The organism is Streptococcus oralis SK304, from assembly GCF_000287715.1.
GTDB lineage: Bacteria > Bacillota > Bacilli > Lactobacillales > Streptococcaceae > Streptococcus > Streptococcus oralis_Y.
On record NZ_ALJN01000016.1, the window covers coordinates 734,036 to 745,852 of the forward strand.

Annotated in this window: 10 protein-coding genes and 1 pseudogene; all 11 read right to left on the reverse strand. The window is 37.3% G+C overall.

What is annotated here, in order from left to right; genetic code table 11:
• Nucleotides 1–27: 27 nt before the first annotated feature.
• Nucleotides 28–3,882: an SspB-related isopeptide-forming adhesin gene (locus HMPREF1125_RS10525; protein ID WP_000671323.1), complete on the reverse strand. Its 3,855-nt coding sequence runs from the start codon at nt 3,880–3,882 to the stop codon at nt 28–30.
• A gap of 143 nt (nt 3,883–4,025) precedes the next feature.
• Nucleotides 4,026–6,623 carry an SEC10/PgrA surface exclusion domain-containing protein gene (locus tag HMPREF1125_RS10530; RefSeq protein WP_000425692.1) on the reverse strand — a complete coding sequence of 866 codons (2,598 nt, stop codon included), beginning with the start codon at nt 6,621–6,623 and terminating at the stop codon, nt 4,026–4,028.
• Between the two features lie 253 nt (nt 6,624–6,876).
• On the reverse strand, nt 6,877–7,194 hold the full coding sequence (locus HMPREF1125_RS10535; protein ID WP_001071833.1) for a hypothetical protein: 318 nt from the start codon (nt 7,192–7,194) through the stop codon (nt 6,877–6,879).
• 338 nt (nt 7,195–7,532) lie between these two features.
• The gene (locus tag HMPREF1125_RS10540; protein ID WP_000323286.1) at nt 7,533–8,609 is read right to left on the reverse strand and encodes a replication initiator protein A; all 1,077 of its coding nucleotides are present in this window, start codon (nt 8,607–8,609) and stop codon (nt 7,533–7,535) included.
• A 190-nt stretch (nt 8,610–8,799) separates the two neighbouring features.
• On the reverse strand, nt 8,800–9,336 hold the full coding sequence (locus HMPREF1125_RS10545) for a helix-turn-helix domain-containing protein (protein WP_000941148.1): 537 nt from the start codon (nt 9,334–9,336) through the stop codon (nt 8,800–8,802).
• Nucleotides 9,337–9,374: 38 nt separating this feature from the next.
• A complete protein-coding gene (locus tag HMPREF1125_RS10550) occupies nt 9,375–9,743 on the reverse strand; it encodes a hypothetical protein (RefSeq protein WP_001282476.1) in 369 nt (122 codons plus the stop codon).
• Nucleotides 9,744–9,809: 66 nt separating this feature from the next.
• Nucleotides 9,810–10,157 (reverse strand): fluoride efflux transporter CrcB, encoded by a 348-nt coding sequence (gene crcB / locus HMPREF1125_RS10555; RefSeq protein ID WP_000237390.1) that lies wholly within the window; start codon nt 10,155–10,157, stop codon nt 9,810–9,812.
• Nucleotides 10,151–10,525 (reverse strand): fluoride efflux transporter CrcB, encoded by a 375-nt coding sequence (gene crcB / locus HMPREF1125_RS10560; protein WP_000712111.1) that lies wholly within the window; start codon nt 10,523–10,525, stop codon nt 10,151–10,153. Before crcB (HMPREF1125_RS10560) ends, crcB (HMPREF1125_RS10555) begins: the two co-directional genes overlap by 7 nt.
• Nucleotides 10,522–10,788 carry a chorismate mutase gene (locus HMPREF1125_RS10565; protein WP_001046954.1) on the reverse strand — a complete coding sequence of 89 codons (267 nt, stop codon included), beginning with the start codon at nt 10,786–10,788 and terminating at the stop codon, nt 10,522–10,524. The genes crcB (HMPREF1125_RS10560) and HMPREF1125_RS10565 overlap by 4 nt, the downstream gene beginning before the upstream one ends.
• Before the next feature lie 491 nt (nt 10,789–11,279).
• Nucleotides 11,280–11,489, reverse strand: a pseudogene (locus tag HMPREF1125_RS10570) (IS110 family transposase); the annotation flags it as partial.
• A 154-nt stretch (nt 11,490–11,643) separates the two neighbouring features.
• Nucleotides 11,644–11,817 (reverse strand): IS3 family transposase (locus HMPREF1125_RS12660; RefSeq protein ID WP_000310354.1); only part of this gene is annotated, 174 nt, incomplete at its 5' end.

Sequence of the window (11,817 nt, forward strand, 5' to 3'; positions counted from 1 at the left end):
GCTTATTTTAAAGATTCCTAGAGTATTCTAAGCTTCTTTTTTCTTGCGCTTACTGTAGAGCAATCCTGCAGCAGCACCCCCCATTGCCAGACCAGCTAACAGCAATTCTGCAGAAGCCTGCTCACCTGTAGATGGCAGGCTTCGTTCTGGTTGTTGCGGATGTTCTTCAGAAGTTTTTGGCTCTGGTTTTGGTTCAGGTTTTGGTTCTGGCTTTGGAACATTATTGACTACTGTTTCAGTCACATAGGCCATACCAAAATCAATTTGGTAGGCTGTATTCTCATACTGACCACCTGTTTGACCCAATTCCTTCTTAACAGTCATTGGATTAGTAATCGTCAGAACTTCTCCAGTTTGCACGTAGGTCTTGTAGAATTCTTCTGGATTCTCCGCCTCAAATACTTGAATCGCTCCTTTGGGGATAAATCCTTGTTCTTTCAAAGATTTTTGAACTCCTACTGGAGCTTTGTCTAGACTTTCATATATAGTAGCTCTCAACCCCTTAACTACTTGACCTTTAGAATCAGTCACTTGAACACCATCTTGATTGATCGTAACAGCTTCTTCTGGGTAATCATCAACGATATAGAACCCTTTGCCAATACGATCTTTATCTACTTCAATGCCCTTGTATTGGCTATAATCTGCCGTTACCTTGTAGTAGTTGACAGAGCCTGCCAAGACCTGTTTCCCATCGATGTTAACACCTTCCTTGTTAAGATTCTTTTTGGTTGGTTTAACAGTAGGAACATTATTTACAACTGTATCAGTTTGATAGCCATTACCGAAATCAACTTGGTAAGCCGTATTCGCAAATGATTTTCCTGTATTTCGCAATTCTTCCTTAGTTACCATTGGATCAATAATTGTAACAGATTTTCCTGCCTTGATATATTGGTTAAAATAGGCTTCTGGATCATCCACTAAAAATACTTGGAAAGCTCCCTTAGGCTTAATTTTAGAACTTTCTAGAAAAGCTTTAACCTTATCATTATCAACAGATTCAATAGAATCGTACTGATACACTGAAATACCAGAAACTTCTTTTCCTTCGCTATCAATATAACGAATATCTGATTTATTAATAGTCACTGCCTCTTCTGGATAATCATCAATCGCACCAAAGCCTTTTAGAATAGCAGATGGAGCTGCCTTTATCCCTTTATACTGATCATAATCCAAGGTTATATGGTAGTAATTCGTTGAACCAGCTAGAACTGTTTTACCATCAATGATAACACCATCCTTGTTATGATTGTGTTTGAGAGGTTTGATTAAGTTGTTATTTGGATTGTCAGGATCATTCGGTTTACCTGGGGTTGTTACCTTAGCAATATTTGAATAAGACTCAAATTCATTATTCAAATTCAGGCGGAAGTTGTTCTTATAGGTTGCACCATCATTCGTTACTGTACCATACACTTTAAGAACAGGTGCGGTAAATACTTTAGTTAAATCCAAATTAACTTTAGCTAAACCTTCAGACTTCAATAACCCTTTTAACTGATGTTTAGCTTTATCATAAGTTATTGTAAAATCTGAGTTTTGAGCTACAGTTTTTGCTAAATCAAATTGATACCCTTGAGGTAAGTTATCTGTTAACTCATAAATTGTAGTTTTCTTACGATTAGCAGCAAGAGGTTTAGTTTCCAACTCCCACACAACTTCTGATAACTTGGGTACTGACGAATTATTCAAATTTGTACCTGCAGAGTTCTTAACTAACTTTTCTACAGTAGGCGTAGTTTTCAAGCGAGTGTATGTAACCTTAATTTCTCTTGGTGCGACCTCATTTGGCACAGGTTTTAAGCCTGGTTTTGGAGGTTCACTCGGAATAGGAACGTGAGGTGTATCTGGTTCATCTTTTGGTGAGGCTAATAAAGGTCTCTCCGTAGGAGGTGTCAATGGAGTCTTATCCTTCTCCTTATATTTAGGTTCTAAAGGTCTTGGTTTTGTAGATTCACTTGGTTTAAGTGGCGGTTTTGGTTCCTCTAGTTGATTAATGATAGAACGACCACCCCATAGTTGGAACGCAAACCCTGATGAAAAGATTTCATCATCCGAATCAGCTGCTTTACCGTGATCTTTATTCCAATTATTCCAATACTCTCTATACGCAGACGACTGTGATTCTGTATAGGTACTGAAAGGCTTATCTCCGTGTTGTAAGTAAGTCAAGCGTTGAACAGAACCGTGACCAACACTTACAATAGAACCCTCTGGGATAGAGTTGTAATCATCTACATCGGTATAGTATGGATCACCTGCCTTATAGCGGTTCAACCCACTTGGATCATCCTGCTTATACACACCATCAGCTTTTACACCCACCCAATAGGTTTTCCCATTAACTGTGGTTTCTTTAACTGACGAACCTGATGGGTTGACTACAATACCTGTACTATTATCTCCATAAGTATGTCTTACGGCTTGTCCAAAATCTAAGTCAGAGTAAATAGAGACTAAACCTAAGTCGATAGGTTTACCTGTTTTCTCATCATAATAATGAATATCCCACTCAACGTTAGTGTAATTGTAAGGATTAAAGTTTACAGAAGAAATATCCGTATCAGTTTTAGCTTTATTCCACCAAACATTCAAACGAGTATAAGTTGAAGGATTGCCTGCAATTTTATGCTCTGGTATAGGATTATTACGAGCCACAAATCTTGCAGAAATTGTTTTCCCCGTTTTTGTTTTACCAACATTATGTAAAGTGAAGGTAGAGCCTTGTTTGATACCTGTAATTACAGAACCACCATAAGTTCCTTTAGAATCAGAATGTCCATAAAAGTCTTTATTCTCTAAGCGATCATGTTGCAAATCTTTATCCAAAGTAAGAGTTGTGTTTTTATTCGCACCTAAAGCACCTTCTACAGTCTCAAGATTTGAATTACTTGAATCAAATGCCGCAGTCAACTTAGAATAATAATCTAATGAGCCACGTTTAGACTGGTCGAATTCTCCATATAGTTTAACACCATTTGTACTACCTTGAACTCTCTGACCTCTTAGCTCAGCTAACTTACGATTGTACTCAGCTAAGTCTTTTTCATACTTAGCTAATTGCTCTTTGTATTTTGTTAAATCAGCCTCAGACTTACCTTTTTCAATAGTCCACTGGTTTAAAGCTTCTTCGTAAGCTTTCTTGGCATCTGCGTTTTCCTTATCAATAGCAGCGTCTTTCTTAGCTTTTTCTTCTACTGCTTTTTCATAAGTAGACTTAGCAAGAGCGTTTTCTTGTTTGATACGCTCATTCTCTTTTTCTACACGCTCTCTCTCAGCTTTTAAGCGCTCATTCTTTTCTTGATTTTTTTTATCAATCTGAGCGTTTTTAGTAGTAGCATCTGCTAAGTCTTTCTCATACTGAGCTTTAGCTTTGTCATAAGAGTCTTGCTTTTCCTTGTTCTCAGTAGTAATCGTTTTAATTTCTTCTTTACGAGTTTCTACTTCTTTTTTGTACTTCTCAGACTCGTCTACAATAGTAGTTGCTTGCTTGCCGTAACTAGACTCAATCTCAGCAGTTTTCTTAGCTAACTCTTCTGAATTAGCAATTAAACCACCATCAACCTCAGTCTCCTTAACAGTCAAACCAGCTTTCTTTGCAGTGGATACCGCAGACTCTACCTTAGCACGATCCACAGTCACCTCAACAGAACCTGTTGATTTCCCTGCACTACCTTGATCATTTTTAGACTCCGTAGTTGGAGAATCTTGCAAAGGTTTTGCATTTGTAGCAGGATTTGGATTTACTCGTTCATCTGCTCTAACCGGACTAGTCATCAAGCCTAAGGCAGCTAAACCAAGAATCACTCCACACGTTCCCCAACGTCTTGTTTTTCGGATTGATCCGAATGCTCTTGTTTCATTATTGAATTTCATGATTTCTCCTTTAACTTTTAATATAGTATTCAATATTATTCGCTTTCGATATAATTTGAAGGAGCTCTCGCCCTAAAATGTATAATTTTCATTTCTTTCTCCAATCAAAAAGTCACCAAGAAATCTTGATGACTTTAGCATGTTTAGTTTTCTTTAGATTCTCGTTTGATTTTCAACAAACTTAAAAGTGAAATAGTTACCATCCCCAAGAACCAAAGACTAGAAGTTTTTTCCCCTGTTTTAGGTAATTCGTATGTTGCAGCAGGTGCTTGATAGACTGGATTTTTCACTTCTGATACTTGTTTTTCAACTTGATCTTGCACATACTTCACAATCTTACCATTTTGAAATACTGGAATCGGATGACCTCCAGCTAGTTCAATACTAGCTTTCTGAGCAGCCAATTTTTCTTGACGCTCGATTTCCAGTTGTGCTTCCAGATAATCACGATAAGCCGACAACAACTCTTTATGAGCTTCCAATACCTTTCTTTGGTCTGCTTTCGCAGTTTCTAGTTTTGCTAGTGCTAACTCAAGAACTGATCTCTTTTCTTTCAAAACTTCTTGAGCAGCTTCTAGATTAACTTTAGCCTTTTCTAAGAGCTGAGGGGCATTCTTCAAAACTTCCACTCGCTCTTTTGATGCTTTTAAGGCTTTAGTTGATTCTGAAAGTAAGATTTGACGATTGAGGACAAGTTCTTTAATTCGAGTAAGTTCACCTTGTTTAGCAATCAATGCCTCTTTCTCAGCAGTCAAAGCTTCATTCAGTGATTCCCATTCAGTTTGTTTTTTAGCTAGTTTATCTTTAGCTAACGCAAGTACTTCACGTTTGTTTTGTACGTCCGCATTCAACTGTTCCAAAGCCTCTTGCGCTTGTTTATTTTCTAAACCAGCTTTTTCAAGATTTTCTTCTGCCTGTTTCAACTTAGCTTTCGCTTCAGGAGTTTTTAAAGCAATATTCTGAATGGCTTTACGATTAGTCACCGCATTTTGTGCAGTATCTTCTGCTTGAGTATATTCTGTCTGTGCTTGTTCTTTTCTAGCTTGTGCATTCTTATGATTCGTTTTCGCAGTATCATAAGTATCCTGAGCCTGTTCCACAGAGTTCCTAGCTACTTGAATTCTTTCCCGAAGACTAGCTAGATTGTTCTTCGTATCAATTTTAACATTTTGATGGAAACCATTTCTCAGCAAATCAATTGTTTTAGAATCTGTTCCAACATAATGCATCGCAATCAAACCAAGGTCTGTCTTTCGGGTTGCTACACCGATATATTGTAGCGTGACTGACTTACGATCTAGTCCTGCAAAGTTTAAAGCATGGCCCCAATCAGCATGTTTATCATAAAACAGCATCATAATCATGTTGTTGTATGCCTGTTGTTTCAGATCAGCTAATGTTACTACATCATCTGCATTTTGAAAGCCTATGTTTTCAGCAAGCAGACCTTGATTACCTTGATTCAAACCAACTTCTTTCGCAACAGTATTCAAAGCATCTAGGTCATGGCCGTACTGATTAGTAGATAGTTGAGTTGCTTTCTGTGCCACTTTCTGCATATCCCGATTCACTAAAACTGGAATATCATCTGTTCCCATCAATCTACGAAAATCATTGATCAGATGCGCATTGAAAGCAGCAAGTTCATCTTGAACTTCAGCAGATAAATGATTGACATCAGTAATCACAGTCTTTTTATCTGCTTCACTCTGCTTAAATGGAGAAGTTGGATTGCCGTAATAAGTCTCACCACCATCTGGCGAACTAAATCCAGCAGCAGTCATTCCTTTCTTGGCAATTTCTTGTAACTTATTTGAATTTTCTTCAGTGGGGTTATTGAAGTAAGCCTTTAAAGCTTCTACATAGCCAGCAGGATAAGTGATAGAGGTCATTGTCAAACTATCCAGGATACTTTGAGCCTTAGATAGATTCTCTTTAGCTACTCGATACTGATTTTCAACGTTAGTGGCGTGAGTGGTTGCTTGATCTAGTTCCTCCGCTTTCACTAATCTAGTTGCTTCTGTAGTCGTTACTTCATCTTCTGCCTGTTTCAGTTTAGAAGCACGTTGATCATCTGCTTCTTTAGCTAGTTTCAAATCCTCTCGAGCTTGTGATTCAGCTTTTTCGCTCATTTCTAAGTTTCGCTCAGCTGCTTCAGCGTTGGCAACAATGCCTGCAACTCCAGTTCCGTCTAAAATAGCCTGTTTTTCAGCTACAATTTGTTCTGCATCTGTAACTTCTTTTGTTTTGTCAGAAAGCTTTCTTGTAGCTTCTGTGACATTTGCTTCCTGATCAGTAACATTCTTTTCAGCTAGATTTTGTTCCTCTTCAGCAGAGGACAGTTCTTCTTGAGCCTTCTTCTCAGCAGCCTCTTTTGCAGATACATCTTCTTTTGCATCCTGGATATTTTTAGGAGTAGCTTCCTGGACAGCTTTCTCCGCTTGAGTAACAGCTTCTGTAGCTTCTTCTACTACTTTCTCTGCATCGTTTACCTCGCTTTGAGCTGTTTTTACAATCTCCTCCTGGGTTTTTACAACTGAGCTTGCCTGTTCCACATTTGCTTGGGAGATAGCAACATCAGTTTTTGTAACTGTTTTTTGAGTTGCTGTCTTCTGTTGGCTCCCTGAAATTGGCTCTGAAGGCTTTACTTCTTCTGCGGAAGCCTGAGTCGTTACTCCAACCGCTGCGGTTGCAATTGCGCTAGCCAACATAAATTTCTTAACTTCATTCATCATTTCCATTTGATTTCTCCTTTTTTATATTACTTAAAATAATGCTTATTTGAATAGTCTTTTAGTTCTCGTGAGATTTTATCAGACAATTTATTTGGGATAAAAGTCATAAATACTAGAATCCCTGAGGCTAAAAGAATAACTGTAAATATTATCTGTATAATACTCATTTCTTCACCTTTTCATAACATCACCTATCTGCTTTCAGCAACAAAGAAACAGTTCTTTGCTCCCCAAAACAGATAGATGAGGACTCTATCTGTTAAATTTTACCGCTAGGTCGATGATAACCTTTACCGGTTAGCTGTAAGATTGATTTATTTCCTTGTTTAATTCGTCTGGCAACTAAAATATCTCCACGTTTAATGGTGCGTATATCTCTATAAATTTTAGAGTATTCTGCAATCATTTCAACAGTTTGAAGTTTTCCTGCCACATATCCTTTTTTAGGAATAAGACCATGCTTACTAGTTAATTTCATTTCTTCACCACTTGCAAGCCGTGCAGTTGCATCACCTTGCAAACCTAGTCGTCTTAAGTCAGTGAGTGTAACCTCACTAGTTGATTTTATTTGATTCATATTATCCTCCTTTTTGAATCAAAGGCTGATTTACAGCCATGCCGAGTTGATGCCGTACATCTCTACTGTGTTTTTTACGCACGATTTATAGTTTAGAAATCGCAAACTCTTTCGTCTTACGGGACAAGTCAACCGTGACTTTACATAATGCAGCCAGCACTAGATATACTTTCTAGATACACACCGCCCCTATTCTTCTTTTTATGCCTAGACTGCGCTAATCGGGACAGTGGTGGTATTCAATTTTCAAAGGTCAAAAGTAGTTTTATGACTTGCTCAGGTCAAGTATTTTACAAATATGGAACTATCTTAATTCCAGAAAGTCAACCATCTTTCTCTTAACATGTTGCGGTGTCTTTAGACAACTCAGCTAAATAGTGATTCAGCTTCGTCTCCGATAGTTTATCTGGATAATAGTGTGCGATTAGACTAGGACATTCATCAGGGAATTTTCTAGCGTACTCACTTTGTGCTGATACCTCCAGAAAACCATGTTCTTTCTCAATGAGTAAAGCCATCTTCCAAAAACGAATCATCATTTTGTAGAAGTAGGCTGGGACATTCTGGATTGGTTTTCCTTCAGCCTCTCCTGTTTTAATTTTGAAAATCAATTTATCAAGCTCACGTTCAAGATCTTGCAGCCAAACCTCTCCATAAATTTCCTGATCAGCTAAGAGGTTGTTGTAATTCTTCTCAACTTGACGTTTCGATTGATAGATTTTATTTTCAAGAATTTTTGCATCTTTTCCAAATAAACTGAGTTTCTGAACTAGTTGAGGAGAAAGAAAACCATGTTGCCCCATTTTGAATGCTTCAGAAATTGATAAATCAGATAAAGATGACTCCCCCTCGTATCGATTAGTATCGTAATCTCTTTTATCATTCTTAATTAGATTATTATTACTTGGTTCGGCAGTTCCGAGTTCTTGATTTCGGCTTTGGCGAGTTCTTGATTTCGGTATTTCCGAGTTCTTGATTTCGGTATTTCCGAGTTCATAGATTTCCCAAGGACTTGGAGCTATTTCAAAAGACATCTTCAATAATTCTGGATCTGAAACTACATTTTTCGGATACAATCTATTAGGCTGTTTCATGCCTTGACGTTCCTCATCAAGCAAGTGATATTTAATCAATTCTTTCTTCAACTTGATAATTTTATCCTTCCCATAACCAGTATCTTGACATAGTTCATTATTCGGATAGATGACATATACATCACCATTTTTATCCACAAAATTTCCAGTATCTTTAGCGGTTTGAAGTGATAATTTCAAGCGATCATTGATTAACATGTAGACAAATTTTGCTTCAGCACATAATTTTTGATAATAAGTTGTTCCAACTAAGACTTTAGGAAGCTGATAATGAATCTCTGTAGCTTGAATTTGAATTAAACTTTTTCTTCCATATGCCATAAATCAATACCTCACCTGGAATGAGTTCAGATTACACGCAAGCTGATTTTGTGGCGTAAAAGTAATCATCTTTTGTCTTTCTAACAGTGAAATAACTACATCTGCTTCATGGCTTGTCAACTGTCTCAAAGACATTATTTCTTGAATTAACTCCTGTCTTGTCATATGTACGTCCTTTCTACATACTGGTTTATTCTATGGTATTACCTTTAAAAGATAATATCGGAGTGTATTCCCCACCCTCAGGATAATGATATCGAATAATACTGTTGTAACATTCTAAAGACTTGATAACATCTTTATCTGAAATGGTAATAAAAACACAATCATCCTTTTCCTTAAATATTAATGCTTTGAAAAATTTTTCAGCTTTGAAATTATTTTCTAAAACCGTAAATTCTATAGCCTGTATCCAAAAATTATAGAAACAATTATCCAAATCCTCGAAAATATCACTAGTATCTGGTATATAGTAATAACTCTTATCTCTAAATAACTTCCTGAAATGACTAAAATGTTTTTCATCGGCCATAAGATCCCAAATTCCACACAGATAGGAGGTGTTGGTTTTAAAATAGCGAGCGAGAATAGTAAGATCATCACCCATAATATCTCTACCTAAAACGTACATTTCTAGAGACCCTTTTTTAATTCCTGTTTCTTGACTGACTTGTTTTATTGTTTTATGTTTTTTAACCATTAAAAGTTTTAAACGATTTTGGAGCACCCTAAATTTCCTCACTCTCTAAGTCCTTTTATTTTCCCCTACACATATCCCATCAATTCTGGATTAAACTCTAGAGTCAACCACAAGGCTTGATCCTGAGTCAATTGGCTAGTTTGTCCCCAAGTTCCATCTCTTGCTTTTCTGGAGTAAGGATAACTGCCATGTTTATTTCTAGGCTTTAATTCATGAATAACATCGTCTTTAATAACTTCCCAAAGTAGACTAGAGGGCTTATAATAATAACCGTTTCCAAGCCAAACTCTATCGAGGTCATCGTATGGAGATACCTTTTCTTCAGAATTTCCTTCAGGGATACAATCAACCATATTTTCATTCTTATCAAGATCTATTACATCGAAAATTTCTAACGAATCAATATCCATAACAATTTCAATATTATCTGACATTTTTTCTCCTAAAACACAAAAAAGAGCTAACGGAATTTTCCGTTAGCTCAATATTTTCTATTTACCTCAAAACACTAGACACTTACATAGCAGAATCCCTAAAAAAATCGCTAGAAAGCCGCCTAGGTAAGTTAAGAGGAAATAGCTATAAAATACCTTCTTGTCACTTAGCAGTTTTTGTAGCTCGTCATTTAGAGTTGAAAAGGTCGTCAACCCACCACAAAAACCTGTCGCTAGGATAGCATAAACTTCCTTGGACTCCACATGATTGTAGAGTGAGCCAATCAAAAAACAACCGAGAAGATTAGCTATGAGAGTTCCTAAAGGCAATTTAGAAGCTTGATTATAGCGGGAAAAGATATACCGTACTAGGGCTCCGCAGCCACAAGCAATTGCAAGATAAACGATTACCATTTCTTCCTCCCTAGAACATAAGCCAAGAGTAGACCTCCACCAATGCTCAAAAATAAGTAGATCCCTAAACTAAGATAACGCCCGGTATCAAGCAGTTTCACGGCATCAAGCAGTAAACTAGAAAAGGTTGTTAGCCCACCACAAAATCCTGTACCCAGCGCCAAAACCAAGCCTTTACTAGTTCCCTTATAGACCAGATAGCCTTTCACCAGATAGACCAGGCAGGTAATACCCAGATAGTTGACAAGGAGGGTACTCCAAGGAAAGTCTGGACTAGCTGGTAACCAAGTGGAAATGAGATAGCGGACAAGGCCTCCCACCATTGCAGCCAGAAAAATTCCGAGCGGATAGAATTGTTCTTTTTTCATTTGATGTTTTGATCCTGATAATCACGCGAACGTTTGAGAATGTCTGAAAAAGTTGCAACGATAGTTTCCTGATAGCGCTTATCTTCCACTCGATTTTTGACTTTTTCAAAAATAACTTCTTCTCTCTTAGAATCTAAGATTGGCTTACCTGATGCTTTCTTATAAGCGACAACCCCCTCAACCAAATGCATTCGTTCTTCTAGGAGCTTGACGATTTGGTCGTCGATTTGATCAATTTCTTGGCGAATAATATCTAAGTTCATACGGTCTCCTCCTTTATTTGAATTATTGTATCAAAAAGCCACCAAATAGGCTAGTAAAATCCAAAAAAAAACTAAATCATAACCACCTGCTACTGTACTGACCCCAAAAAGTTGGACAAATAGTTATTGAAAGGATTTAGTCTTGTATTGCACAGGACTAGGTCCTTTTCTATCATTTGTCAAGTATATCAAGGTATTTGATGAAGAATAGTTTGATTTCCATAGTCAAACTAAGGAAATTGTCTTTTTCTGAACGAAAGTTTAATGAAAAAAGTGTACACTAAACCAACACCTTATCTGGTGATTTTTTTGATAAGGCGTTACAATGATATGGCATAAACAATTTTACCGATTTTGGGTGGAAGTATAATCATAAAGTTTGTTATGCGTTATGAGGTAATACATTGTTCTAATGAGACGATGTATAGAGGCAATCGTGTGTGGTTTGGTTGAAGTCACTTGCGATTGTCTTTTCCGTTTCTCATAGAAGTCTGCGAAAAGAAGGCTTGAAGACGACGAGAATAGACCCCAGTCGCCTTGAAGACAATCTCTGACTGGTGAACAGTCTTTAAGTCCCCAAGTAGTCGATTAAATCCGATGGCATCATTGGGTATGGTATAGCCATGTATTTTCTCTCCATTGACCAAGATGGCCACTTCTGAACTTGCTTTACTCACGTCAATCCCAAAAACTACTCGCATGATATTACCTCTTTGTCTTGAATGATTCCTTGCTTTAGTGATGTCATTTTCAATACTCGACGTTTTTCGTCCCACATACTTTGATAACATTCTTCCTAAAACGGGGGTCTTATCAGTTTTAGTTACGACGTCTAGCACCAAAGAACTTATTGACTTAACAAGACACCTCTACTTTAACATAATGAAAAAGTAGTGAGTACTTTCTCCCGTCGGAGATTCCCTCACTACTAACCTTAGTATGTTTTAGTTTGACCTTAATTCGTTTGTTGTTGTAGTAATCAATATAGTCCACAATAGCTTGTTCCAATTGGTTAAGCGACTGAAATGA

What these genes read in the sequence shown, in the direction of transcription:
- HMPREF1125_RS10565 (WP_001046954.1), bottom strand. Translation starts at nt 10,788, where the DNA reads ATGAACTTAGATATTATTCGCCAAGAAATTGATCAAATCGACGACCAA.
- HMPREF1125_RS10530 (WP_000425692.1), bottom strand. Translation starts at nt 6,623, where the DNA reads ATGGAAATGATGAATGAAGTTAAGAAATTTATGTTGGCTAGCGCAATT.
- crcB (WP_000712111.1), bottom strand. Translation starts at nt 10,525, where the DNA reads ATGAAAAAAGAACAATTCTATCCGCTCGGAATTTTTCTGGCTGCAATG.
- HMPREF1125_RS10535 (WP_001071833.1), bottom strand. Translation starts at nt 7,194, where the DNA reads ATGAATCAAATAAAATCAACTAGTGAGGTTACACTCACTGACTTAAGA.
- HMPREF1125_RS10550 (WP_001282476.1), bottom strand. Translation starts at nt 9,743, where the DNA reads ATGTCAGATAATATTGAAATTGTTATGGATATTGATTCGTTAGAAATT.
- HMPREF1125_RS10525 (WP_000671323.1), bottom strand. Translation starts at nt 3,882, where the DNA reads ATGAAATTCAATAATGAAACAAGAGCATTCGGATCAATCCGAAAAACA.
- crcB (WP_000237390.1), bottom strand. Translation starts at nt 10,157, where the DNA reads ATGGTAATCGTTTATCTTGCAATTGCTTGTGGCTGCGGAGCCCTAGTA.
- HMPREF1125_RS10540 (WP_000323286.1), bottom strand. Translation starts at nt 8,609, where the DNA reads ATGGCATATGGAAGAAAAAGTTTAATTCAAATTCAAGCTACAGAGATT.